General features: G+C 56.4%; 33 protein-coding genes. 1 reads left to right on the forward strand and 32 read right to left on the reverse strand.

Annotated elements, in window-relative coordinates; all coding sequences use genetic code 11:
- Window positions 1-64: 64 nt before the first annotated feature.
- From JJN09_RS23040 to JJN09_RS23050, 3 genes are all read right to left on the reverse strand, one after another.
- The gene (locus JJN09_RS23040; protein WP_249483932.1) at window positions 65-1,270 is read right to left on the reverse strand and encodes an acyltransferase; all 1,206 of its coding nucleotides are present in this window, start codon (window positions 1,268-1,270) and stop codon (window positions 65-67) included.
- 267 nt (window positions 1,271-1,537) lie between these two features.
- A complete protein-coding gene (locus tag JJN09_RS23045; RefSeq protein WP_003228709.1) occupies window positions 1,538-2,056 on the reverse strand; it encodes a single-stranded DNA-binding protein in 519 nt (172 codons plus the stop codon).
- Between the two features lie 9 nt (window positions 2,057-2,065).
- Window positions 2,066-3,463 carry an MFS transporter gene (locus JJN09_RS23050; RefSeq protein WP_007955631.1) on the reverse strand — a complete coding sequence of 466 codons (1,398 nt, stop codon included), beginning with the start codon at window positions 3,461-3,463 and terminating at the stop codon, window positions 2,066-2,068.
- Window positions 3,464-3,654: 191 nt separating this feature from the next.
- Between JJN09_RS23050 and uvrA the strand changes: the two genes are divergently transcribed.
- Entirely contained in the window at window positions 3,655-6,489 is a 2,835-nt protein-coding gene (gene uvrA, locus JJN09_RS23055) for an excinuclease ABC subunit UvrA (protein ID WP_249483933.1), read from the forward strand.
- A 65-nt stretch (window positions 6,490-6,554) separates the two neighbouring features.
- Here uvrA and bfr read toward each other — a convergent pair whose 3' ends face one another.
- The 29 genes from bfr to rplC all read right to left on the reverse strand — a co-directional run bounded on the left by bfr (window position 6,555) and on the right by rplC (window position 22,174).
- On the reverse strand, window positions 6,555-7,022 hold the full coding sequence (bfr, locus tag JJN09_RS23060) for a bacterioferritin (RefSeq protein WP_085733015.1): 468 nt from the start codon (window positions 7,020-7,022) through the stop codon (window positions 6,555-6,557).
- A gap of 149 nt (window positions 7,023-7,171) precedes the next feature.
- Window positions 7,172-8,626, reverse strand: coding sequence for a catalase (locus JJN09_RS23065; RefSeq protein ID WP_249483934.1), 1,455 nt, complete (start codon window positions 8,624-8,626; stop codon window positions 7,172-7,174).
- Between the two features lie 238 nt (window positions 8,627-8,864).
- Window positions 8,865-9,251: a 50S ribosomal protein L17 gene (gene rplQ, locus JJN09_RS23070; RefSeq protein ID WP_007955635.1), complete on the reverse strand. Its 387-nt coding sequence runs from the start codon at window positions 9,249-9,251 to the stop codon at window positions 8,865-8,867.
- Window positions 9,252-9,293: 42 nt separating this feature from the next.
- Window positions 9,294-10,295 (reverse strand): DNA-directed RNA polymerase subunit alpha, encoded by a 1,002-nt coding sequence (gene rpoA / locus JJN09_RS23075; RefSeq protein WP_003186012.1) that lies wholly within the window; start codon window positions 10,293-10,295, stop codon window positions 9,294-9,296.
- Between the two features lie 22 nt (window positions 10,296-10,317).
- On the reverse strand, window positions 10,318-10,938 hold the full coding sequence (gene rpsD, locus JJN09_RS23080) for a 30S ribosomal protein S4 (RefSeq protein ID WP_003176404.1): 621 nt from the start codon (window positions 10,936-10,938) through the stop codon (window positions 10,318-10,320).
- Between the two features lie 18 nt (window positions 10,939-10,956).
- Window positions 10,957-11,346, reverse strand: a complete 390-nt coding sequence (rpsK, locus tag JJN09_RS23085; protein ID WP_002555466.1) for a 30S ribosomal protein S11 — start codon at window positions 11,344-11,346, stop codon at window positions 10,957-10,959.
- Window positions 11,347-11,376: 30 nt separating this feature from the next.
- Window positions 11,377-11,733 (reverse strand): 30S ribosomal protein S13, encoded by a 357-nt coding sequence (rpsM, locus tag JJN09_RS23090; RefSeq protein ID WP_009045849.1) that lies wholly within the window; start codon window positions 11,731-11,733, stop codon window positions 11,377-11,379.
- 130 nt (window positions 11,734-11,863) lie between these two features.
- Entirely contained in the window at window positions 11,864-11,980 is a 117-nt protein-coding gene (gene rpmJ, locus JJN09_RS23095) for a 50S ribosomal protein L36 (protein ID WP_002555468.1), read from the reverse strand.
- Window positions 11,981-12,007: 27 nt separating this feature from the next.
- Window positions 12,008-13,336, reverse strand: coding sequence for a preprotein translocase subunit SecY (gene secY / locus JJN09_RS23100; RefSeq protein ID WP_003228718.1), 1,329 nt, complete (start codon window positions 13,334-13,336; stop codon window positions 12,008-12,010).
- A complete protein-coding gene (gene rplO / locus JJN09_RS23105) occupies window positions 13,337-13,774 on the reverse strand; it encodes a 50S ribosomal protein L15 (RefSeq protein ID WP_003228720.1) in 438 nt (145 codons plus the stop codon).
- A gap of 3 nt (window positions 13,775-13,777) precedes the next feature.
- The gene (gene rpmD / locus JJN09_RS23110) at window positions 13,778-13,954 is read right to left on the reverse strand and encodes a 50S ribosomal protein L30 (RefSeq protein ID WP_003176408.1); all 177 of its coding nucleotides are present in this window, start codon (window positions 13,952-13,954) and stop codon (window positions 13,778-13,780) included.
- A gap of 2 nt (window positions 13,955-13,956) precedes the next feature.
- Window positions 13,957-14,457 (reverse strand): 30S ribosomal protein S5, encoded by a 501-nt coding sequence (rpsE, locus tag JJN09_RS23115; RefSeq protein ID WP_007955637.1) that lies wholly within the window; start codon window positions 14,455-14,457, stop codon window positions 13,957-13,959.
- Window positions 14,458-14,460: 3 nt separating this feature from the next.
- A complete protein-coding gene (gene rplR, locus JJN09_RS23120; protein ID WP_003186037.1) occupies window positions 14,461-14,811 on the reverse strand; it encodes a 50S ribosomal protein L18 in 351 nt (116 codons plus the stop codon).
- A 10-nt stretch (window positions 14,812-14,821) separates the two neighbouring features.
- A complete protein-coding gene (gene rplF, locus JJN09_RS23125; RefSeq protein WP_025129400.1) occupies window positions 14,822-15,355 on the reverse strand; it encodes a 50S ribosomal protein L6 in 534 nt (177 codons plus the stop codon).
- Window positions 15,356-15,367: 12 nt separating this feature from the next.
- Window positions 15,368-15,760 (reverse strand): 30S ribosomal protein S8, encoded by a 393-nt coding sequence (gene rpsH / locus JJN09_RS23130; RefSeq protein WP_003228724.1) that lies wholly within the window; start codon window positions 15,758-15,760, stop codon window positions 15,368-15,370.
- A gap of 209 nt (window positions 15,761-15,969) precedes the next feature.
- On the reverse strand, window positions 15,970-16,275 hold the full coding sequence (gene rpsN / locus JJN09_RS23135) for a 30S ribosomal protein S14 (protein WP_003228726.1): 306 nt from the start codon (window positions 16,273-16,275) through the stop codon (window positions 15,970-15,972).
- Window positions 16,276-16,288: 13 nt separating this feature from the next.
- Window positions 16,289-16,828 (reverse strand): 50S ribosomal protein L5, encoded by a 540-nt coding sequence (gene rplE / locus JJN09_RS23140; RefSeq protein ID WP_003210069.1) that lies wholly within the window; start codon window positions 16,826-16,828, stop codon window positions 16,289-16,291.
- 20 nt (window positions 16,829-16,848) lie between these two features.
- Window positions 16,849-17,163, reverse strand: coding sequence for a 50S ribosomal protein L24 (gene rplX, locus JJN09_RS23145; protein ID WP_003186046.1), 315 nt, complete (start codon window positions 17,161-17,163; stop codon window positions 16,849-16,851).
- Window positions 17,164-17,174: 11 nt separating this feature from the next.
- Complete coding sequence (rplN, locus tag JJN09_RS23150) at window positions 17,175-17,543, reverse strand: 50S ribosomal protein L14 (protein WP_002555479.1); 369 nt, start codon at window positions 17,541-17,543, stop codon at window positions 17,175-17,177.
- A gap of 23 nt (window positions 17,544-17,566) precedes the next feature.
- Entirely contained in the window at window positions 17,567-17,833 is a 267-nt protein-coding gene (gene rpsQ, locus JJN09_RS23155; protein WP_003194644.1) for a 30S ribosomal protein S17, read from the reverse strand.
- Between the two features lie 2 nt (window positions 17,834-17,835).
- Window positions 17,836-18,027: a 50S ribosomal protein L29 gene (gene rpmC, locus JJN09_RS23160; RefSeq protein WP_002555481.1), complete on the reverse strand. Its 192-nt coding sequence runs from the start codon at window positions 18,025-18,027 to the stop codon at window positions 17,836-17,838.
- Window positions 18,027-18,440: a 50S ribosomal protein L16 gene (gene rplP, locus JJN09_RS23165; protein ID WP_003228729.1), complete on the reverse strand. Its 414-nt coding sequence runs from the start codon at window positions 18,438-18,440 to the stop codon at window positions 18,027-18,029. The genes rpmC and rplP overlap by 1 nt, the downstream gene beginning before the upstream one ends.
- Before the next feature lie 12 nt (window positions 18,441-18,452).
- Window positions 18,453-19,139, reverse strand: coding sequence for a 30S ribosomal protein S3 (gene rpsC / locus JJN09_RS23170; RefSeq protein ID WP_003176422.1), 687 nt, complete (start codon window positions 19,137-19,139; stop codon window positions 18,453-18,455).
- Window positions 19,140-19,152: 13 nt separating this feature from the next.
- The gene (gene rplV / locus JJN09_RS23175; RefSeq protein ID WP_003103908.1) at window positions 19,153-19,485 is read right to left on the reverse strand and encodes a 50S ribosomal protein L22; all 333 of its coding nucleotides are present in this window, start codon (window positions 19,483-19,485) and stop codon (window positions 19,153-19,155) included.
- Between the two features lie 11 nt (window positions 19,486-19,496).
- On the reverse strand, window positions 19,497-19,772 hold the full coding sequence (rpsS, locus tag JJN09_RS23180; protein ID WP_011336172.1) for a 30S ribosomal protein S19: 276 nt from the start codon (window positions 19,770-19,772) through the stop codon (window positions 19,497-19,499).
- A 16-nt stretch (window positions 19,773-19,788) separates the two neighbouring features.
- Window positions 19,789-20,613, reverse strand: coding sequence for a 50S ribosomal protein L2 (rplB, locus tag JJN09_RS23185; RefSeq protein ID WP_003186055.1), 825 nt, complete (start codon window positions 20,611-20,613; stop codon window positions 19,789-19,791).
- A gap of 14 nt (window positions 20,614-20,627) precedes the next feature.
- The gene (gene rplW, locus JJN09_RS23190; protein ID WP_002555488.1) at window positions 20,628-20,927 is read right to left on the reverse strand and encodes a 50S ribosomal protein L23; all 300 of its coding nucleotides are present in this window, start codon (window positions 20,925-20,927) and stop codon (window positions 20,628-20,630) included.
- A complete protein-coding gene (gene rplD / locus JJN09_RS23195) occupies window positions 20,924-21,526 on the reverse strand; it encodes a 50S ribosomal protein L4 (RefSeq protein WP_003228735.1) in 603 nt (200 codons plus the stop codon). The genes rplW and rplD overlap by 4 nt, the downstream gene beginning before the upstream one ends.
- Before the next feature lie 12 nt (window positions 21,527-21,538).
- Entirely contained in the window at window positions 21,539-22,174 is a 636-nt protein-coding gene (gene rplC, locus JJN09_RS23200; protein ID WP_007955641.1) for a 50S ribosomal protein L3, read from the reverse strand.
- Between the last annotated feature and the right edge of the window lie 49 nt (window positions 22,175-22,223).

The following is a 22,223-nucleotide window of genomic DNA, read 5'->3' on the forward strand; positions in this document are numbered from 1 at the left end:
GCAAGGCTCGCAATAAAAAAACCGTAGCGTTTGTGCGCTACGGTTTTTTTGTTTCCGGCATCGATCAAGACAATTCGGTCGTACGCGCCGGGGCCTCTGCCAAAGGTTTTTCCTTCGCCGATTCGGCAGATCCAAGGCCGGCCATTCTCCGACGCGAAATTTCCGCGCCACGCCGACGCAACGGCGTTTCGACAAACCGGTAGTTCAACTCGCTGCAGACCACCATGATCGCGAACGAAGTCAGCAACAGTTGCACGGTGAATTCGCCACCCAGCTCCACGCCCCTTTCGCTGGCCACTCGACTCCAGATCTCGGTGCTCAAGTGGTACGCAAACATGTGCACGACGTACAAGGCGTAGGAGCGCGAACCCAGCCATTGGGCGAGGCCGCTCAGAATGGCCGGGCAGTAGATGTAGCCTTTCTGGTAACTGGAGAGCCAGACCAGGATCAAGGCATTGATCGCCAGCAGACCGACAGCAATCGGCGTTGCGATGAGCTGACCGGCAATCGCCCCCATCATGTACAGCAGGAACAGCGTGATGCCCAGTCGTTTGATCAGACTGCCACCCAATGCGACAGGCTCGATGTCCTTGTACAAGGATGTGCGCGTGAACAGGCAGAGCAGAATGCCCCACATCATCGCGTCCAGGCGGAACGAGAAGAGCATCCCCGCCGGTGCCGCACCAAAGGCATTGCGGTCGAGCGGAAACTGCACGGCGATCAGAGCAATCAGGGTGATGACTCGCCAACGGGTGGAGGTAATCAGCAGCAGGAACAGCGGGAAGATGAAGTAGAACTGCTCCTCCAGCGCCAGGCTCCAATAGACCGAGTTCGGCCCCAGAATCACGCCGTACTGATTCGCCAGGTTACCGGTGAATGTCGCGACGGCAGTGAAGCTGCGCACATTGTCGAACCACGACTGGAACGCATTCGACTGGTTGAAGAAGATCGAAAACGCCAGAGGGATGAGCACCCACAACCAGGCGGTGGGCAACAGACGATAGGCCCGTCGAATCCAGAATGACGTTGCAGCGAGACCGTAGCGATCTTGCTCGCGGTTCTTGTCGAAGTAGTCGAGGTAGGCCTTGCTGACGACAAAACCTGAAATACAGAAAAACAGATCCACGCCGGACCAGGGGGAATACACGTTGAACAGCTTTTCCATGAACGCACCATGGAATGGCAGCAACAGCGCACTGTGGGCAAACACCGTCATCAGGATAGCCACACCACGCAGGTATTCGATTTCCTTGTTCTTGCTACTGCTCATCGGTTTCTCTTGTTCTTGTGATTGAACTGGCGCCCAAATTCGGGAAGCTCGTTCTTGCAGAAATGGACGGGCTCTAAAGCGCCGGGACCGATCATGGATCGGCTTGCCGCCGCCTTCAAGGTTCTTCGTGAAACTTTACCGCCCTCAATGCAGGGACTGATCAGTCAGTTCACGATCAGCCAAAAGATGTTTACGCCGCCAAAAACGACGAAGCCCCCGCAATGCGGGGGCTTCGAATCCAAACCGGAAGTGGTTCAGCGATCTCAATCAGAACGGGATATCGTCATCGAAGCTGTCGAAATCCGGAGCCGGTTGCGGTGCGGCCTGCTGTGGAGCCGGAGCCGAACGCTGCTGAGGTGCCGACTGCTGCGGACGCGGAGCCTGCTGGCGTGGCGCCTGCTGCTGATAGTTGTTGCCACCGCCTTGTTGGTCGCCCTGTTGTGGACGGCCGCCCAGCAGTTGCATGGTGCCTTGCATGTCGACCACGATTTCGGTGGTGTAACGCTTGATACCGTCTTTTTCCCACTCACGGGTCTGCAGCTTGCCTTCGATGTACACCTGCGAACCCTTGCGCAGGTATTCGCCGGCGATCTCGGCAACCTTGCCGAACATCGATACACGGTGCCACTCGGTCTTCTCGACCTTCTGACCGGTCTGCTTGTCGGTCCACTGCTCGCTGGTCGCCAGACTCAGGTTGGTCACGGCGTTACCGTTGGGCAGGTAGCGTACTTCGGGATCCTGGCCGCAAGTACCGACCAGAATGACTTTGTTAACCCCACGGGCCATAACGTTCTCCTAGGCTTCGCACGCAGTCTGCGCCGGGTTGTTCACCAGGCGCTCAAGAGTGGTGCGATCCATTAATTCGGTGTCCAGTTTGATGTAGATCGCCGCTTCATCAGCGACTATGACTGCATCAGTTACCCCTACGAGGGCCTTGAGGCGCTCGACCAGACCCGCTTCGCGGATCGCTTCGGGCGACAACGGCAGGCGCAGGCTCGTCACGTAGGGAGGTTCGCGCATGGTAACAGCAAAGGCCAGCCAAAGTGCAGCCAGCCCGGCACATCCGAGGAACACAACCGACAGACCGCCATGCTGGAACATCCAGCCGCCGAGAATCCCGCCGAGCGCAGAACCGAGGAACTGGCTGGTGGAGTACACGCCCATGGCCGTGCCTTTGCCACCTGCCGGTGAAACCTTGCTGATCAGCGACGGCAGCGAGGCTTCCAGCAGATTGAACGCGGTGAAGAACACCACCGTACCGATCACCAGAGCCCGCAAGCTGTCACCGAACTGCCAGAAGAATAGCTCAGTGAGCATCAGCGTCATGACGGCGCCGAGCAAAACTCGTTTCATTTTGCGTTTTTTCTCGCCGTAGATAATGAACGGGATCATGGCGAAAAAAGAGATCAGCAAGGCTGTGAGGTAGACCCACCAGTGCTGCTCCTTGGGCAGCCCGGCTTTTTCGACCAGGGCCAGGGGCAGCGCGACGAAGCTCGACATCAACATCGCATGTAACACAAAGATGCCCAGATCCAGGCGCAGCAGGTCCGGGTGCTTGAGCGTCGGCATCAACGCCTGACGCGCCACGCCGGACTCACGATGGCTCAGCGGCCCGGTGGACTTCGGCACCATGAACATCACGATCACGATCCCGACCAGTGCCATCCCGCCGGTGGCCAGGAACAAGCCGGACAGACCAAATGCGCGGGTCAGCAACGGGCCGACCACCATGGCCACGGCGAACGACAGGCCGATGGTCATGCCGATCATGGCCATCGCTTTGGTGCGGTGCTGTTCGCGAGTCAGGTCGGACAGCAACGCCATGACTGCCGCGGAAATTGCGCCGGCGCCCTGCAGGATCCGGCCGGCAATCACGCCCCAGATCGAATCGGCCTGAGCCGCCAGCACACTGCCGAGGGCGAAGACGATCAGCCCCAGGTAAATTACCGGACGGCGGCCGATGCGGTCGGAAATGATCCCGAACGGAATCTGGAAAATCGCCTGGGTCAGGCCGTAAGCGCCAATCGCCAACCCGATGAGGGCCGGGGTCGCTCCCGCCAGATCCATGCCATAGGTTGCCAGTACCGGCAGCACCATGAACATGCCAAGCATACGGAAGGCGAACACCAGGGCCAGACCGCTCGCTGCGCGGGTCTCGCTGCCACTCATGCGTTCGCTGTGGGGATCGTGCATGGAAAAACCTCGTGTGAACCGGCGGCGATTCTACCAGTCCCATCGAAAGACGGGGTATATCGCGACGCTTTGCCGCGTACAGATGAAACTCTCTTCATGTAAGGCAAAAAACCCTTTATTTGATAGTGTGCATCCATCCAGTATTTGGCCGTATACTCCTGTGTTTTCGACGCCCGCCGAGCGAGGCCACTTTGGACAAGATCCTGATACGTGGGGCCCGTACCCACAACCTGAAGAACATCGACCTGACCCTGCCACGGGACAAACTGATCGTCATCACCGGCCTGTCCGGATCCGGCAAGTCGTCCCTGGCCTTCGACACGCTGTACGCCGAAGGTCAGCGCCGCTATGTCGAATCTCTGTCGGCCTATGCCCGGCAGTTCCTGTCGATGATGGAAAAACCCGACGTCGACACCATCGAAGGTCTGTCGCCGGCCATCTCCATCGAACAGAAGTCGACCTCGCACAACCCACGCTCCACGGTCGGCACCATCACCGAAATCTACGACTACCTGCGTCTGCTCTACGCACGCGTCGGTACGCCGCGTTGCCCGGATCACGACATTCCGCTGGAAGCCCAGACTGTCAGCCAGATGGTCGATCTGGTGCTGGCACAACCGGAAGGCAGCAAACTGATGCTGCTGGCGCCGGTGATCCGCGAGCGCAAGGGCGAGCACTTGTCGGTGTTCGAAGAACTGCGCGCTCAGGGCTTCGTCCGGGCCCGCGTCAACGGCCGGCTCTGCGAGCTGGACGAACTGCCGAAACTGGATAAACAGAAGAAGCATACGATTGAAGTCGTGGTCGACCGCTTCAAGGTACGCGCCGACATGCAACAGCGTCTGGCCGAGTCCTTCGAGACCGCGCTGAAACTGGCGGATGGCATCGCGCTGGTGGCGCCGATGGATGACGAGCCGGGCGAAGAGATGATCTTCTCCGCGCGCTTCGCCTGTCCGATCTGCGGCCATGCGATCAGCGAACTGGAACCGAAGCTGTTTTCCTTCAACAACCCGGCCGGCGCCTGCCCGACCTGTGACGGTCTGGGCGTGAAGCAGTTTTTCGACATCAAGCGCCTGGTCAACGGTGAGCTAACCCTGGCCGAAGGTGCGATACGCGGATGGGACAGACGCAACGTCTATTACTTCCAGATGCTCGGCTCACTGGCCGCGCATTACGGCTTCAGTCTGGAGCAACCGTTCAACGAGCTGCCGGCCGATCAGCAGAAACACATCCTGCACGGCAGCGGCTCGCAGAACGTCGATTTCAAATACCTCAACGACCGGGGCGACATCGTCAAACGCTCGCACCCGTTCGAAGGCATCGTCCCGAACCTCGAGCGTCGCTACCGCGAGACCGAATCGGCCAGTGTCCGTGAAGAACTGGCGAAGTTCCTCAGCACCCAGTCGTGCCCGGATTGTCGTGGCACTCGCCTGCGTCGCGAAGCGCGGCACGTCTGGGTTGGCGAGAAAACCCTGCCGGCGGTGACCAACCTGCCGATCGGCGATGCCTGCGACTACTTCGGCGAGCTGAAGATGACTGGCCGGCGCGGTGAAATCGCCGACAAGATTCTCAAGGAAATTCGCGAGCGCCTGCAGTTTCTGGTCAACGTGGGGCTGGATTACCTGTCGCTGGATCGCAGCGCCGATACGCTGTCCGGCGGCGAGGCACAGCGGATCCGTCTGGCCAGCCAGATCGGGGCCGGCCTGGTCGGGGTTCTGTACATCCTCGACGAGCCGTCCATCGGTTTGCACCAACGCGACAATGATCGCCTGCTTGGCACCCTCAAGCACCTGCGCGACATCGGCAACACGGTGATCGTGGTCGAACACGACGAAGACGCGATCCGACTGGCTGACTACGTAGTGGATATCGGCCCGGGCGCCGGGGTTCATGGTGGGCAGATTGTCGCCGAAGGCACGCCGGCCGAAGTCATGGCGCACCCGGACTCGCTGACTGGCAAATACCTGTCGGGCCGGGTCAAGATCGAAGTGCCGGCCAAGCGCACGCCGCGTAACAAAAAACAGGTGCTGTCGCTCAAGGGCGCGCGGGGCAACAACCTGCGCAACGTCGACCTGGAGATCCCGATCGGCCTGCTGACGTGTGTGACCGGAGTTTCCGGCTCGGGCAAATCGACACTGATCAACAACACGCTGTTCCCGCTGAGCGCCACGGCACTCAATGGCGCGACCACACTGGAAGCGGCAGCCCATGACAGCATCAAGGGGCTGGAGCATCTGGACAAGGTCGTCGATATCGACCAGAGCCCGATCGGTCGTACACCGCGCTCCAACCCGGCGACCTACACCGGCCTGTTCACGCCGATCCGCGAACTGTTCGCCGGCGTGCCCGAGTCCCGTTCCCGTGGTTATGGTCCGGGGCGTTTCTCCTTCAACGTCAAGGGCGGTCGTTGCGAGGCTTGCCAGGGCGACGGCCTGATCAAGGTGGAAATGCACTTCCTGCCAGACATCTACGTCCCTTGCGATGTGTGCAAGAGCAAGCGCTACAACCGCGAAACCCTGGAGATCAAATACAAGGGCAAGAGCATCCACGAAACCCTCGAAATGACCATTGAGGAAGCGCGGGAGTTCTTCGACGCGGTGCCCGCGCTCGCGCGCAAGCTGCAAACGCTGATGGATGTGGGCCTGTCCTACATCAAGCTCGGGCAGTCGGCGACCACACTGTCCGGCGGTGAGGCGCAGCGGGTCAAGTTGTCTCGCGAGCTGTCCAAGCGCGATACCGGCAAGACCCTGTACATCCTCGATGAGCCGACCACCGGCCTGCACTTCGCGGATATCCAGCAACTGCTCGATGTGCTGCATCGACTGCGCGACCACGGCAACACCGTGGTGGTGATCGAACACAACCTCGACGTGATCAAGACCGCCGACTGGCTGGTGGATCTCGGCCCCGAGGGCGGTTCGAAAGGTGGGCAGATCATTGCCACCGGCACGCCGGAGGAAGTGGCCGAGATGAAGCAATCTCACACCGGCCACTACCTCAAGCCGCTGCTGATCCGCGATCGAGCCTGATTGCCGGGCATGAAAAAGCCCCTGTCACTTCACCAGTGGCAGGGGCTTTTTTGTATTGGCTGCAATCAGGATGTGTGGGATTGCAGATAGTTCTGAATGCCGATCAGCTTGATCAGGCCCAACTGCTTCTCAAGCCAGTAGGTGTGGTCTTCTTCGGTATCGTGCAACTGAAGCTTGAGAATATCGCGGCTTACATAGTCGCCATTCTTTTCGCACAGCTCAATGCCTTTACACAGCGCGGCACGCACCTTGTATTCAAGGCGCAGATCCGCTTCGAGCATGGTTTCCACTGTGGTGCCAACGTCCAGATCATCCGGACGCATACGCGGTGTGCCTTCCAGCATCAGAATGCGGCGCATCAAAGCGTCAGCATGACCGGCTTCTTCTTCCATCTCGTGGTTGATTCGTTCGTAGAGCTTGGTGAATCCCCAGTCCTCATACATCCGCGAGTGAACGAAATATTGGTCACGCGCGGCCAGTTCGCCGGTCAGCAACGTGTTGAGGTAATCGATAACGTCTGGGTGGCCTTGCATCGCCCTACATCTCCCTTCTTGAAAGACTGTAGTTTGAACCAACCTGACTGCGAGGTCACTCACTTCGCGCAATAAAAGCGAAGATATTCTGAGAAAAGAAGGTTAAATAACGCAAAAACCGCCCTAATGAGGGCGGTTCTGCTTCTCGTTTAGACTTCGTTAAGCTGTACGTTGAGCAGCTTTGCGATTGCTTCTCCATACGCCGGGTCGGCCTTGTAGAAATGCTGCAACTGGCGGTCGACGACATCACTCGAAACACCCGCCATCGCACCAGCAATGTTGCTGACCAGCAGCGCTTTCTGTTCGTCGCTCATCAAACGGAACAGCGCACCGGCATGGCTGTAGTAGTCGGTGTCTTCGCGGTGATCGTAGCGATCAGCCGCGCCACTCAAGGCCAGCGCAGGCTCAGCGTAATGCGGCGCCTGCTTTGGCGACTCTACGTAGCTGTTCGGCTCGTAGTTAGGCGTCGCACCACCGTTGCTGCCAAAAGCCATCGAACCATCACGCTGGTAGGTATTCACTGGACTGCGTGGGGCGTTCACTGGCAGTTGCTGGTGATTGGTGCCTACGCGATAGCGATGCGCATCGGCGTAGGCAAACACGCGACCTTGCAGCATGCGATCCGGCGAAAGACCAACACCCGGTACCATATTGCTCGGGCCGAATGCAGCTTGCTCGACTTCGGCGAAGTAGTTCAGCGGGTTGCGATTCAACTCCAGCTCACCGACTTCGATCAAAGGGAACTCCTTCTGCGACCAGGTCTTGGTCACGTCGAACGGGTTCTCGTAATGCGCCGCTGCCTGGGCTTCGGTCATGATTTGGATGCACACGCTCCATTTCGGGAAGTCGCCGCGCTCAATGGCCTCGAACAGATCACGTTGCGCGTAATCAGGATCGGTACCTGCCAGGCGTGCCGCATCTGCCGGCGCAAGGTTCTTGATCCCTTGCTTGGTTTTGTAGTGCCACTTCACCCAATGACGCTCGCCTTGCGCACTGATCAAGCTATAGGTGTGACTGCCGAAGCCGTGCATGTGGCGGTAGCCGTCAGGAATACCCCGGTCAGAAAACAGAATGGTGACCTGGTGCAGTGCCTCAGGCGAGTGCGACCAGAAATCCCACATCATCTGCGCACTTTTCAGATTGCTCTGCGGCAGGCGTTTCTGGGTGTGGATAAAGTCGGGGAATTTCAGCGGATCGCGAATAAAGAACACTGGCGTGTTGTTGCCGACGATGTCCCAGTTGCCTTCTTCGGTGTAGAACTTCAGGGCGAAACCACGAGGATCGCGTTCGGTGTCAGCCGATCCGCGCTCACCACCTACTGTGGAGAATCGCAGGAAAGTCGGCGTTTGCTTGCCCACGGCCGAGAACAACTTGGCGCTCGTGTACTGCGTGATATCGCGGGTGACAGTGAAAGTACCGTAGGCGCCCGAACCCTTGGCATGTACACGGCGTTCAGGAATGTTTTCACGGTTGAAGTGAGCAAGCTTCTCGATCAGGTGAAAGTCTTCGAGCAGCAAGGGACCACGTGGCCCGGCGGAGCGGGAGTTCTGGTTATCGGCGACTGGAGCGCCGCTGGCAGTCGTAAGCGTCTTGTTCTGGCTCATGCGATCTTCTTCCTCTGTCAGTCTTGAACTGCCGGCTAATCGGCTTGTTGGGGAGTATCGATCATCAACATGACAGCCACAAATTCATTAAGTTATGGTCATCAATAGAAAAAAACTAACGATAAATCCCCGCACATAGTGCAGACCCAGACAGGGTAGAAGCTTGTACGAACCGCGCGTTTCTTGCAGGCACAAAAAACCGGGCACTAGGCCCGGTTCTTTGTTTCAGACTGACGTCTTACTCAGCGGATACAGCTTCACCGCCGACAGCACGATCAACCAGTTCGACGTACGCCATAGGCGCGTTGTCGCCAGCGCGGAAACCGCACTTGAGGATGCGCAGGTAGCCACCCTCACGGGTAGCGTAACGCTTGCCCAGGTCGTTGAAGAGCTTACCAACGATAGCTTTCGAACGAGTACGGTCGAAAGCCAGACGACGGTTAGCAACGCTGTCTGTCTTAGCCAGAGTGATCAGCGGCTCGGCAACGCGGCGCAGTTCTTTGGCTTTTGGCAGAGTAGTTTTGATCAGCTCGTGCTCGAACAGCGACACCGCCATGTTTTGGAACATGGCCTTGCGGTGCGAGCTGGTGCGGCTCAGGTGACGACCACTTTTACGATGACGCATGGTTCATTCCTTACCAAACACAACGTTCGGTGATTACGACGATCAGGCAGTCGCCTTGTCGTCCTTCTTAAGACTTGCAGGCGGCCAGTTGTCGAGGCGCATGCCGAGGGACAGACCGCGGGAGGCCAGAACGTCCTTGATTTCAGTCAAGGATTTCTTGCCCAGGTTCGGAGTCTTCAACAGCTCTACTTCGGTGCGCTGAATCAGGTCACCGATGTAGTAGATGTTTTCCGCCTTAAGGCAGTTAGCCGAACGTACAGTCAGTTCCAGATCGTCAACCGGGCGAAGCAGGATCGGATCGATCTCGTCTTCCTGCTCGACAACCACTGGCTCACTGTCACCTTTGAGGTCGACGAACGCAGCCAACTGCTGTTGCAGAATGGTTGCAGCACGACGGATAGCCTCTTCAGGATCCAGGGTACCGTTGGTTTCCAGATCAATAACCAGCTTGTCCAGGTTGGTACGCTGCTCGACACGGGCGTTTTCCACCACGTATGCGATACGGCGAACCGGGCTGAACGAAGAGTCAAGCTGCAAGCGACCGATGCTGCGACTTTCGTCTTCATCGCTCTGACGCGAGTCTGCTGGTTCATAACCACGACCACGAGCTACGGTGAGCTTCATGTTCAGGGCGCCGTTAGACGCCAGGTTAGCGATTACGTGATCGGGATTAACGATCTCGACATCATGATCCAGCTGAATATCGGCAGCGGTAACCACCCCCGAACCCTTCTTCGACAAGGTCAGCGTAACTTCGTCACGGCCGTGCAGCTTGATAGCCAGACCTTTAAGGTTCAACAGGATTTCAATTACGTCTTCCTGTACACCTTCGATGGCGCTGTACTCGTGGAGCACACCGTCAATCTCGGCCTCGACTACTGCGCAGCCGGGCATTGAGGACAACAGGATGCGGCGCAGCGCGTTGCCCAGGGTGTGGCCGAAACCACGCTCGAGAGGCTCGAGAGTGATCTTGGCGCGGGTTGGACTGACAACCTGCACATCAATATGGCGGGGTGTCAGGAACTCATTTACCGAAATCTGCATGGATGCACCTATTTTCTAGCCCTTACTTGGAGTAGAGCTCGACAATCAGGCTTTCGTTGATGTCGGCGGACAGATCACTGCGAGCAGGAACGTTCTTGAAAACGCCCGACTTCTTCTCAGTGTCTACTTCTACCCACTCTACGCGGCCACGTTGAGCACACAGATCGAGAGCTTGGACAATGCGAAGTTGATTTTTTGCTTTCTCGCGAACAGCGACCACGTCACCAGCACGAACCTGGTACGAAGGAACGTTTACGGTCTGACCGTTAACGCTGATCGACTTGTGCGATACCAGCTGACGGGATTCGGCACGAGTCGAACCAAAGCCCATACGGTATACGACGTTGTCCAGACGGCATTCGAGCAGTTGCAGCAGGTTTTCACCGGTTGCACCTTTCTTGCCAGCAGCTTCTTTGTAGTAGCCGCTGAATTGACGCTCGAGAACGCCGTAGATACGACGGACCTTCTGCTTTTCACGCAGTTGGGTGCCGTAGTCGGACTGGCGACCGCGGCGTTGGCCGTGGATACCAGGTGCTGCTTCAATGTTGCACTTCGATTCGATCGCGCGCACGCCGCTCTTCAGGAAGAGATCGGTGCCTTCGCGACGAGCGAGTTTGCATTTTGGACCAATGTAACGAGCCATTCTTTACAATCTCCTGGATTACACGCGGCGCTTCTTCGGCGGACGGCACCCGTTGTGCGGGATTGGCGTCACGTCGGTGATGCTGGCGATCTTGTAGCCACAGCCGTTCAAAGCGCGGACTGCGGATTCACGACCTGGACCTGGACCCTTGACGTTCACGTCGAGGTTTTTCAGGCCGTATTCCAGCGCAGCTTGACCAGCACGTTCAGCAGCTACTTGAGCAGCGAACGGGGTGGACTTGCGGGAACCGCGGAAACCCGAACCACCGGAGGTAGCCCAGGAAAGAGCGTTACCTTGACGGTCGGTAATGGTCACGATGGTGTTGTTAAAAGAAGCATGGATGTGGGCGATGCCATCAACCACTGTCTTTTTAACTTTTTTACGAGGACGAGCAGCAGGTTTTGCCATGATTAAATTCCTGTCGATTCGCTGGGGCGATTACTTGCGGATCGGCTTACGCGGACCTTTACGGGTACGCGCGTTGGTCTTGGTACGCTGACCGCGTACTGGCAGACCACGACGATGACGCAGACCGCGATAGCAACCGAGGTCCATCAAGCGCTTGATTTTCATGTTGATTTCGCGACGCAGGTCACCTTCAGTGGTGAACTTCGCCACTTCGCCACGCAGCTGTTCAATCTGCTCGTCGCTCAGATCCTTGATCTTTGCGGCTGGGTTTACCCCAGTCTCTGCACAAATCTTCTGTGCAGTAGTGCGACCAACACCATAGATGTAGGTCAGCGAGATAACAGTATGCTTGTTATCTGGAATGTTAACGCCTGCAATACGGGCCATTCAGTGGGACTCCAATTGACAGCTACCTACGCCCCGGAAGCCAAGAAATAGGGCGCGAGATAATATCGCTGTAATAACAAATAATCAACCCGGCAGCGCACTAGCTGCCGGGCTTGAAGCACAATCACACTCAGCCTTGGCGCTGTTTGTGACGCGGTTCCGCGCTGCAAATTACTCGAACAACACCTTCGCGGCGAATAATCTTGCAGTTACGGCACAGCTTTTTCACCGATGCACGAACTTTCATCACCAACTCCTCGAACCTTATGGGTACTCAGCGCAACATGCCGCTGCCGTAACCCTTCAGGTTGGCTTTCTTCATCAGGGATTCGTACTGGTGCGAAACGAGGTGCGATTGTACTTGGGACATGAAGTCCATCACAACCACGACCACGATCAGCAACGAGGTCCCGCCAAGGTAGAACGGAACGTTTGCTGCAACCACCAGGAACTGGGGCAACAGGCACACGGCCGTCATGTAAAGAGCACCGAACATGGTCAAGCGAGTCAGAACGCCATCAATGTAGCGCGCGGACTGCTCACCTGGACGGATGCCCGGAATAAAGGCACCGGACTTCTTCAGGTTTTCCGCTACGTCTTTCGGATTGAACATCAACGCCGTATAGAAGAAGCAGAAGAAAATAATCCCTGCACTAAACAGCAGAATATTCAACGGCTGACCAGGAGCGATCGACTGCGAGATGTCCTGCAACCAGCCCATACCTTCAGACTGACCAAACCAGGCACCCAGCGAAGCCGGGAACAGCAAAATGCTGCTCGCGAAAATAGCCGGAATAACACCGGCCATGTTCACCTTCAGCGGCAAGTGGCTAGTCTGCGCAGCGAAAACCTTGCGGCCTTGCTGACGCTTGGCGTAGTGAACGGCGATACGACGCTGACCACGCTCAATGAACACCACGAAACCGATAATCGCTACTGCCAGCAAACCGATGGCAACCAGGGCGAAGATGTTGATATCACCCTGACGCGCAGACTCGAAAGACTGCCCGATTGCTCTCGGAAGACCGGCGACGATACCCGAAAAAATCAACATCGAGATACCGTTGCCTACACCACGCTCAGTAATCTGCTCACCCAGCCACATCATAAACATCGCACCAGCCACAAAAGTGGATACCGCGACGAAATGGAAGCCAAAGTCACCAGTGAACGCAACGCCCTGCCCCGCCAGACCAATGGACATGCCAATGGCCTGGACGAGAGCGAGGACGACGGTGCCGTAGCGGGTGTACTGGCTGATCTTGCGACGGCCAGCTTCACCTTCCTTCTTCAACTGCTCCAGCTGCGGGCTGACGGCGGTCATCAGTTGCATGATGATCGATGCCGAAATATACGGCATGATCCCCAGTGCAAAAATGCTCATCCGCTCCAGCGCGCCGCCGGAAAACATGTTGAACAAGCTAAGAATGGTCCCCTCATTCTGTCGAAACAGGTCCGCGAGTCGGTCCGGGTTGATACCTGGAACCGGGATGTGTGCGCCTATTCGGTAGACGATAATCGCCAGGAACAGAAAACGCAGACGAGCCCAGAGTTCAGACATACCGCCTTTGCCGAGCGCAGAGAGAGCACCTTGCTTAGCCATTTATTCCTCGAACTTGCCGCCAGCTGCTTCGATAGCCGCACGCGCACCTTTGGTGGCGCCGATTCCCTTGCCGATAGTGACAGCGCGAGTCACTTCACCGGACAGCATGATTTTCACACGCTGTACGTTGACGTTGATCACGTTGGCATCTTTCAGGGACTGCACGGTGACGATGTCGCCTTCCACTTTAGCCAGCTCGGACAAACGCACTTCTGCGCGGTCCATGGCTTTCAGGGAAACGAAACCGAACTTCGGCAGGCGACGATGCAGCGGCTGTTGACCGCCTTCAAAGCCTGGAGCAATGGTGCCACCGGAGCGGGAGGTCTGACCTTTGTGACCACGGCCACCAGTCTTACCCAAACCACTACCGATACCACGGCCCGGACGATGCTTTTCGCGACGGGAACCCGGCGCTGGACTCAGATCATTGAGTTTCATCGATTAACCCTCGACACGCAGCATGTAGTAAGCCTTGTTGATCATCCCGCGATTCTCGGGAGTATCCTGGACTTCTACAGTGTGACCGATGCGACGCAGACCCAGACCCTTAACGCACAGTTTGTGGTTAGGGATGCGGCCGGTCATGCTTTTGATCAGCGTAACTTTAACGGTAGCCATGATTACTTGATCTCCTCAACACGCAGGCCACGCTTGGCTGCGATGGACTCAGGAGACTGCATAGCCTTCAGACCCTTGAAAGTGGCGTGAACCACGTTTACAGGGTTAGTCGAGCCATAGCACTTGGCCAGAACGTTCTGAACGCCAGCAACTTCGAGGACAGCACGCATAGCGCCGCCAGCGATGATACCGGTACCTTCAGAAGCAGGCTGCATGTACACCTTCGAAGCGCCGTGAGCGGACTTCATTGCGTACTGCAGAGTGGTGCCGTTCAGATCAACCTGGATCATGTTGCGGCGAGCAGCTTCCATTGCCTTCTGGATCGCAGCAGGCACTTCACGCGACTTGCCACGGCCGAAGCCAACACGCCCTTTACCATCACCAACCACGGTCAACGCGGTGAAAGTGAAGATACGGCCGCCTTTAACGGTTTTGGCTACGCGGTTAACTTGAACCAGCTTCTCAATGTAGCCTTCGTCGCGCTTTTGGTCGTTATTTGACATAACTTAGAACTCCAGCCCAGCTTCACGAGCAGCATCAGCCAGCGCTTTAACGCGGCCGTGGTACTTGAAGCCAGAGCGGTCGAAAGCCACCTGCGAGACGCCAGCGGCCTTAGCACGCGTAGCGACCAGCTGGCCAACCTTAGTGGCCGCGTCGATGTTGCCAGTGGCGCCATCACGCAGTTCTTTATCCAAAGTCGAGGCGCTTGCCAGGACTTTGTTGCCGTCGGCCGAAATGACCTGGGCGTAGATGTGCTGCGACGAGCGGAACACGCAGAGACGCACGACTTCGAGTTCGTGCATTTTCAGGCGTGCTTTGCGAGCGCGACGCAGTCGAGTAACTTTTTTGTCGGTCATTTGCTATGCCCTACTTCTTCTTGGCTTCTTTACGACGGACGACTTCGTCCGCGTAGCGCACACCTTTGCCTTTGTACGGCTCTGGTGGACGGAAGTCGCGGATCTCGGCGGCCACTTGACCTACCAGCTGCTTGTCGATGCCCTTGATCAGGATATCGGTCTGGCTAGGGGTCTCAGCGGTGATGCCTTCCGGCAGTTCATAATCCACTGGGTGCGAGAAGCCAAGAGCCAGGTTCAGCACTGTGCCTTTTGCTTGCGCTTTGTAACCAACACCGACCAGCTGGAGCTTGCGCTCGAAGCCTTGGCTTACGCCCTGGACCATGTTGTTAACCAACGCACGAGTGGTACCGGCCATTGCGCGAGTTTGCTGATCGCCATTGCGAGCAGCAAAACGCAGCTCACCGGCTTCTTCAACGATCTCAACGGACGAATGGACGTTCAGTTCGAGAGTGCCCTTGGCACCCTTCACCGAAAGCTGTTGGCCTGCGAATTTGACTTCGACACCGGCTGGCAGCTTAACGGGGTTCTTAGCGACGCGAGACATGCTTATCCCCCCTTAGAACACAGTGCAAAGAACTTCGCCGCCGACACCGGCAGCGCGCGCAGCACGATCAGTCATCACACCTTTGTTGGTGGAGACGATAGACACACCGAGACCGCCACGTACTTTTGGCAGATCTTCGACGGACTTGTACTGACGCAGGCCTGGACGGCTAACGCGCTTGACTTCTTCGATGACCGGACGGCCTTCGAAATATTTCAGCTCGATAGACAGCAGTGGTTTTGTTTCGCTGCTGATCTGATAACCCGCGATGTAACCTTCGTCCTTCAGGACTTTAGCTACAGCCACCTTCAACGTGGAAGAAGGCATGCTTACGACGGACTTTTCAGCCATCTGGGCATTACGGATTCGAGTTAGCATGTCCGCTAACGGGTCCTGCATACTCATGGGCTAGACGCTCCTAATACAGAAAAATTAGCCTTGCGGCTACTACTTGTCGCCGAGAAATTCCGGGCATAAAAAACACGGGCTCAGGCGAGCCGGTCATTCTAGACATACCCCAGAAATGAATCAAGCCCCAAAAGGGGCTTGATTCATGTTCAAGGCCACCGATGGTCAGGTTCTTGCGAACCCGAACATCGAGACTTTGACAGCAATTACCAGCTGGCTTTAACCAGACCTGGAACGTCACCACGCATTGCAGCTTCACGCAGCTTGTTACGGCCCAGGCCGAACTTGCGGTAAACGCCGTGCGGACGACCAGTCAGGCGGCAGCGGTTACGCATGCGCGAAGCGCTTGCGTCACGTGGCTGCTTCTGCAGAGCTACGGTAGCTTCCCAACGCGCTTCTGGACTTGCGTTCAGATCAACGATGATAGCTTTCAGCGCTGCACGCTTGGTGGCGTACTTGGCAACGGTGAGCTGACGCTTCAGCTCACGGTTCTTCATGCTCTTCTTGGCCATTTTCCTACTCCAATCAGTTGCGGAACGGGAATTTGAAAGCACGCAGCAGAGCGCGGCCTTCATCATCGTTCTTGGCAGTGGTGGTCAGGGTAATGTCCAGACCGCGGAGAGCATCGATCTTGTCGTAGTCGATTTCCGGGAAAATGATCTGCTCTTTCACGCCCATGCTGTAGTTGCCACGACCATCGAAGGACTTGGCATTCAGGCCGCGGAAGTCGCGAACCCGAGGCAGGGAGATCGACAGCAGACGATCCAGGAACTCGTACATACGCTCACGGCGCAGGGTCACTTTGACGCCGATCGGCCAACCTTCACGGACTTTAAAGCCAGCGATGGATTTGCGAGCGTAGGTCACAACGACTTTCTGGCCGGTGATCTTTTCCAGGTCAGCAACAGCGTGCTCGATGACTTTTTTGTCGCCGATCGCTTCGCCCAGACCCATGTTCAGGGTGATTTTGGTAACGCGCGGAACTTCCATCACGTTCGAAAGCTTAAGTTCTTCCTTAAGTTTCGGAGCGATTTCCTTCCGGTAAATCTCTTTTAGTCGTGCCATGGTCTTCTACCTAGCAGTGTTCAAGCATCAACCGCTTTTTGGGTCGACTTGAAGACACGAATTTTTTTACCGTCTTCTACTTTGAAACCAACGCGGTCAGCCTTGTTGGTTTCGCCGTTGAAGATGGCGACGTTAGAAGCGTGCAGTGGCGCTTCTTTCTCGACGATACCGCCCTGTACGCCCGACATCGGGTTAGGCTTGGTATGACGCTTGACCAGGTTCAGACCACCAACAACCAGACGGTTGTCAGCAAGAACCTTCAGCACCTTACCGCGCTTACCTTTGTCTTTGCCGGCGATCACGATGATCTCGTCGTCACGACGAATCTTTTGCATGTCGGATCTCCTTACAGCACTTCTGGGGCGAGCGAGACGATCTTCATGAACTTCTCAGTACGAAGTTCACGGGTCACTGGCCCAAAGATACGGGTGCCGATCGGCTCTTGCTTGTTGTTCAGAAGAACAGCAGCGTTGCCATCAAAGCGGATAATGGAGCCATCAGCACGACGTACGCCGTGACGAGTGCGGACTACAACAGCAGTCATCACTTGGCCTTTTTTCACCTTACCGCGAGGAATTGCTTCCTTCACGGTAACTTTGATGATGTCACCGATACCAGCGTAACGACGATGGGAGCCACCCAGCACCTTGATGCACATAACGCGGCGAGCGCCGCTGTTATCGGCCACATCGAGCATGGATTGAGTCTGAATCATATAATTTCTCCGACCCCTAGCCCTTAGACTTCCACAGCGCGTTCGAGAACATCAACCAGCGCCCAAGACTTGGTCTTGGCCATCGGACGAGTTTCACGAATAGTGACTTTGTCGCCGATGTGGCACTGATTGGTTTCGTCGTGCGCGTGCAGCTTAGTCGAACGCTTAACGTATTTACCGTAGATCGGGTGCTTAACGCGACGCTCGATCAGAACGGTGATGGTTTTGTCCATCTTGTCGCTGACAACACGGCCAGTCAGCGTACGGACAGTTTTTTCGGCTTCAGCCATGATCACTTACCTGCCTGCTGGTTGAGCACAGTCTTCACGCGAGCGATGTCACGCTTAACTTGCGAGAGCAGATGAGACTGCCCCAACTGGCCAGTTGCTTTCTGCATGCGCAGATTGAACTGGTCGCGCAGCAAGCCGAGCAGTTGCTCGTTCAGCTGCTGTGCGGATTTTTCACGAAGCTCATTCGCTTTCATCACATCACCGTCCGTTTAACAAAGGAGGTGGCGAGCGGCAGCTTTGCAGCAGCCAGGGCGAAAGCCTCACGCGCCAGCTCTTCAGAAACACCCTCGATTTCATACAGGACTTTGCCTGGCTGAATCTGGGCAACCCAGTACTCCACGTTACCCTTACCTTTACCCATACGAACCTCGAGAGGCTTCTTGGAGATCGGCTTGTCCGGGAATACACGGATCCAGATCTTGCCGCCACGTTTTACGTGACGGGTCAGAGCACGACGCGCTGACTCGATCTGACGAGCGGTGAGACGACCACGAGCTACAGACTTCAGCGCGAACTCGCCGAAGCTGACTTTGCTACCGCGCAGTGCCAGACCACGGTTGTGGCCGGTCATCTGCTTGCGGAACTTCGTACGCTTTGGTTGCAACATTTGGCGTACCCCTTACTTAGCAGCTTTTTTACGAGGCGCTGGTGCTTGTGGTTTCAGTTCTTCTTGGCGACCACCAATTACTTCGCCCTTGAAGATCCAAACCTTTACACCGATCACACCGTAAGTGGTGTGAGCTTCGTAGTTGGCATAGTCGATGTCGGCACGCAGGGTGTGCAGTGGCACACGACCTTCGCGATACCATTCAGTACGTGCGATTTCAGCACCGCCGAGACGACCGCTCACTTGGATTTTGATGCCTTTGGCACCAATGCGCATGGCGTTCTGTACAGCGCGCTTCATAGCGCGACGGAACATTACGCGACGCTCCAGCTGCTGAGCTACGCTCTGCGCAACCAGCATACCGTCGAGTTCCGGCTTGCGGATCTCTTCGATATTGATGTGCACAGGCACACCCATTTGCTTGGTCAGGTCCTGACGCAGTTTCTCAACATCTTCACCTTTCTTCCCGATAACGATACCTGGACGAGCGGTGTGGATGGTGATGCGTGCAGTTTGGGCCGGACGATGGATATCGATACGGCTTACGGACGCGCTTTTTAGTTTGTCTTGGAGGTATTCACGCACCTTCAGATCAGCGAACAAGTAGTCCGCATAAGTCCGACCGTCTGCGTACCAGACGGAGGTGTGCTCCTTGACGATTCCCAGGCGAATGCCAATGGGATGTACTTTCTGACCCATCTCTTCGACTCCGTTACTTGTCAGCAACCTTGACAGTGATATGGCAAGACCGCTTGACGATGCGATCAGCACGGCCTTTGGCACGTGGCATGATGCGCTTCAGCGAACGCCCTTCGTTGACGAAAACGGTGCTGACCTTCAGGTCATCAACGTCTGCGCCTTCGTTATGCTCGGCGTTGGCTACGGCCGACTCCAGCACTTTTTTCATGATCTCGGCGGCTTTCTTACTGCTGAAAGCCAACAGGTTGAGCGCTTCGCCCACCTTCTTCCCGCGGATCTGGTCGGCGACCAAGCGGGCTTTCTGGGCGGAGATTCGAGCGCCCGACAACTTAGCGGCTACTTCCATTTCCTTACCCCTTAACGCTTGGCTTTCTTGTCTGCCACGTGCCCGCGATAGTTGCGGGTACCGGCGAACTCGCCCAGTTTGTGGCCGACCATGTCTTCGTTAACGAGAACTGGGACGTGCTGACGACCGTTGTGTACTGCGATGGTCAGACCGACCATTTGTGGCAGGATCATCGAACGACGCGACCAAGTCTTAATTGGTTTGCGATCGTTCTTTTCCGCCGCCACTTCGATCTTCTTCAGTAGGTGAAGATCAATAAAAGGACCTTTTTTCAGAGAACGTGGCACTGTCGTATCCCTCTATTTACTTGCGACGACGGACGATCATTTTGTCGGTACGCTTATTACCACGAGTCTTCGCGCCCTTAGTCGGGAAGCCCCATGGCGATACCGGATGACGACCACCAGAGGTACGACCTTCACCACCACCATGTGGGTGGTCAACCGGGTTCATGGCAACACCACGAACGGTTGGGCGAACGCCACGCCAGCGCTTGGCACCAGCTTTACCCAGCGAACGCAGGCTGTGCTCGGAGTTCGAGACTTCGCCCAGGGTCGCACGGCACTCAGCCAGTACTTTACGCATTTCACCGGAACGCAGACGCAGAGTCACGTAAACGCCTTCACGAGCGATCAGCTGAGCCGAAGCACCAGCGGAACGAGCGATTTGTGCGCCTTTACCTGGCTTCAGTTCGATGCCGTGTACGGTGCTACCAACTGGAATGTTGCGCAGTTGCAGAGCGTTGCCCGGCTTGATCGGTGCCAGAGCACCTGCGATCAGCTGGTCGCCAGCGCTCACGCCTTTAGGGGCGATGATGTAGCGACGCTCGCCATCTGCGTACAGCAGCAGAGCGATGTGAGCAGTACGGTTTGGATCGTATTCGATACGCTCGACAGTGGCAGCGATGCCATCTTTGTCGTTGCGACGGAAGTCGACCAGACGATAATGCTGCTTATGACCACCACCGATGTGACGAGTGGTAATACGGCCATTGTTGTTACGACCACCAGACTTCGATTTTTTCTCGAGCAGCGGTGCGTGAGGAGCGCCTTTATGCAGCTCCTGGTTGACCACCTTGACCACAAAACGGCGGCCAGGGGAAGTCGGTTTGCATTTAACGATTGCCATGATGCACCCCTTCCTTACTCAGCACTGCTGCTGAAATCGAGATCTTGGCCTGGCTGAAGGGAGATAACTGCCTTCTTCCAGTCATTACGCTTGCCCAGACCGCGAGCGGTGCGCTTGCTCTTACCCAGAACGTTCAGGGTAGTAACACGCTCAACTTTCACGCTGAACAGGCTTTCGACGGCCTTCTTGATTTCCAGCTTGGTTGCGTCAGTAGCAACCTTGAAAACGAACTGGCCTTTCTTGTCTGCCAGAACCGTAGCCTTCTCGGAAACGTGCGGGCCAAGCAGAACTTTAAATACGCGTTCCTGGTTCATCCCAGCAGCTCCTCGAATTTCTTCACGGCCGACACGGTGATCAACACCTTGTCGTATGCGATCAGACTAACTGGATCGGAACCTTGCACGTCACGTACATCTACGTGTGGCAGGTTGCGAGCAGCCAGGTACAGGTTCTGATCAACAGCGTCCGACACGATCAGAACGTCGGTCAGGCTCATGTTGTTCAGTTTGCCCAGCAGGTCTTTGGTTTTCGGAGTTTCAACTGCGAAATCCTGAACCACAACCAGACGATCAGTACGCACCAGCTCAGCAAGAATGGAACGCATTGCTGCGCGGTACATCTTCTTGTTCAGCTTCTGGGAGTGATCTTGTGGACGAGCTGCGAAAGTGGTGCCGCCGCCGCGCCAGATTGGGCTACGGATAGTACCGGCACGAGCACGGCCAGTACCTTTCTGACGCCATGGGCGCTTACCGCCACCACGAACGTCGGAACGGGTCTTTTGCTGCTTGCTACCTTGACGGCCGCCGGCCATGTAGGCCACGACTGCTTGGTGAACCAGCGTCTCGTTGAACTCGCCGCCAAATGTCAGTTCGGAAACTTCGATCGCTTGAGCGTCATTTACATTTAATTGCATGTCAGCTTCCCCTTAACCGCGAGCCTTGGCTGCTGGACGTACAACCAGGTTGCCGCCAGTAGCGCCAGGAACAGCACCCTTGACCAACAACAGATTGCGTTCAGCGTCCACGCGCACTACTTCCAGGGACTGCACGGTCACGCGCTCAGCGCCCATATGACCGGACATTTTTTTGCCCTTGAATACACGACCAGGAGTCTGGCACTGGCCGATAGAGCCTGGGACGCGGTGGGATACGGAGTTACCGTGGGTGTTATCTTGCCCGCGGAAATTCCAACGCTTGATCGTACCCTGGAAGCCTTTACCTTTGGACTGACCGGTTACATCAACCAGTTGACCAGCGGCGAAGATTTCAGCGTTGATCAGATCGCCGGCCTGGTACTCGCCTTCTTCAAGGCGGAATTCCATTACGGTACGACCAGCGGCAACGTTCGCTTTAGCGAAGTGGCCAGCCTGAGCAGCTGTTACACGGGAAGCACGACGCTCGCCGACAGTGACTTGCACTGCACGATAGCCATCGGTTTCTTCAGTTTTGAACTGGGTGACGCGATTCGGCTCGATCTCAATGACCGTGACCGGAATGGAGACACCTTCTTCGGTGAAAATACGGGTCATACCCGCTTTACGACCGACTACACCAATAGTCATGTTGTAAACCTCATGAGTGTACGGGGCTTTCACCCGCTATGGCCGCCCA

The sequence above is a fragment of the Pseudomonas sp. HS6 genome, assembly GCF_023375815.1.
Taxonomy (GTDB): Bacteria; Pseudomonadota; Gammaproteobacteria; order Pseudomonadales; family Pseudomonadaceae; genus Aquipseudomonas.

Coding starts and splice junctions, on each gene's coding strand:
- JJN09_RS23040 (WP_249483932.1), bottom strand. CDS start 1,270: ATGAGCAGTAGCAAGAACAAGGAAATCGAATACCTGCGTGGTGTGGCT.
- JJN09_RS23045 (WP_003228709.1), bottom strand. CDS start 2,056: ATGGCCCGTGGGGTTAACAAAGTCATTCTGGTCGGTACTTGCGGCCAG.
- JJN09_RS23050 (WP_007955631.1), bottom strand. CDS start 3,463: ATGCACGATCCCCACAGCGAACGCATGAGTGGCAGCGAGACCCGCGCA.
- bfr (WP_085733015.1), bottom strand. CDS start 7,022: ATGCAAGGCCACCCAGACGTTATCGATTACCTCAACACGTTGCTGACC.
- JJN09_RS23065 (WP_249483934.1), bottom strand. CDS start 8,626: ATGAGCCAGAACAAGACGCTTACGACTGCCAGCGGCGCTCCAGTCGCC.
- rplQ (WP_007955635.1), bottom strand. CDS start 9,251: ATGCGTCATCGTAAAAGTGGTCGTCACCTGAGCCGCACCAGCTCGCAC.
- rpoA (WP_003186012.1), bottom strand. CDS start 10,295: ATGCAGATTTCGGTAAATGAGTTCCTGACACCCCGCCATATTGATGTG.
- rpsD (WP_003176404.1), bottom strand. CDS start 10,938: ATGGCTCGTTACATTGGTCCAAAATGCAAACTCGCTCGTCGCGAAGGC.
- rpsK (WP_002555466.1), bottom strand. CDS start 11,346: ATGGCAAAACCTGCTGCTCGTCCTCGTAAAAAAGTTAAAAAGACAGTG.
- rpsM (WP_009045849.1), bottom strand. CDS start 11,733: ATGGCCCGTATTGCAGGCGTTAACATTCCAGATAACAAGCATACTGTT.
- rpmJ (WP_002555468.1), bottom strand. CDS start 11,980: ATGAAAGTTCGTGCATCGGTGAAAAAGCTGTGCCGTAACTGCAAGATT.
- secY (WP_003228718.1), bottom strand. CDS start 13,336: ATGGCTAAGCAAGGTGCTCTCTCTGCGCTCGGCAAAGGCGGTATGTCT.
- rplO (WP_003228720.1), bottom strand. CDS start 13,774: ATGAAACTCAATGATCTGAGTCCAGCGCCGGGTTCCCGTCGCGAAAAG.
- rpmD (WP_003176408.1), bottom strand. CDS start 13,954: ATGGCTACCGTTAAAGTTACGCTGATCAAAAGCATGACCGGCCGCATC.
- rpsE (WP_007955637.1), bottom strand. CDS start 14,457: ATGTCAAATAACGACCAAAAGCGCGACGAAGGCTACATTGAGAAGCTG.
- rplR (WP_003186037.1), bottom strand. CDS start 14,811: ATGACCGACAAAAAAGTTACTCGACTGCGTCGCGCTCGCAAAGCACGC.
- rplF (WP_025129400.1), bottom strand. CDS start 15,355: ATGTCTCGCGTCGCTAAGAACCCCGTTAAGCTGCCAGCCGGTGTCGAA.
- rpsH (WP_003228724.1), bottom strand. CDS start 15,760: ATGAGTATGCAGGACCCGTTAGCGGACATGCTAACTCGAATCCGTAAT.
- rpsN (WP_003228726.1), bottom strand. CDS start 16,275: ATGGCCAAGAAGAGCATGAAGAACCGTGAGCTGAAGCGTCAGCTCACC.
- rplE (WP_003210069.1), bottom strand. CDS start 16,828: ATGGCACGACTAAAAGAGATTTACCGGAAGGAAATCGCTCCGAAACTT.
- rplX (WP_003186046.1), bottom strand. CDS start 17,163: ATGCAAAAGATTCGTCGTGACGACGAGATCATCGTGATCGCCGGCAAA.
- rplN (WP_002555479.1), bottom strand. CDS start 17,543: ATGATTCAGACTCAATCCATGCTCGATGTGGCCGATAACAGCGGCGCT.
- rpsQ (WP_003194644.1), bottom strand. CDS start 17,833: ATGGCTGAAGCCGAAAAAACTGTCCGTACGCTGACTGGCCGTGTTGTC.
- rpmC (WP_002555481.1), bottom strand. CDS start 18,027: ATGAAAGCGAATGAGCTTCGTGAAAAATCCGCACAGCAGCTGAACGAG.
- rplP (WP_003228729.1), bottom strand. CDS start 18,440: ATGTTGCAACCAAAGCGTACGAAGTTCCGCAAGCAGATGACCGGCCAC.
- rpsC (WP_003176422.1), bottom strand. CDS start 19,139: ATGGGTCAGAAAGTACATCCCATTGGCATTCGCCTGGGAATCGTCAAG.
- rplV (WP_003103908.1), bottom strand. CDS start 19,485: ATGGAAGTAGCCGCTAAGTTGTCGGGCGCTCGAATCTCCGCCCAGAAA.
- rplB (WP_003186055.1), bottom strand. CDS start 20,613: ATGGCAATCGTTAAATGCAAACCGACTTCCCCTGGCCGCCGTTTTGTG.
- rplW (WP_002555488.1), bottom strand. CDS start 20,927: ATGAACCAGGAACGCGTATTTAAAGTTCTGCTTGGCCCGCACGTTTCC.
- rplD (WP_003228735.1), bottom strand. CDS start 21,526: ATGCAATTAAATGTAAATGACGCTCAAGCGATCGAAGTTTCCGAACTG.
- rplC (WP_007955641.1), bottom strand. CDS start 22,174: ATGACTATTGGTGTAGTCGGTCGTAAAGCGGGTATGACCCGTATTTTC.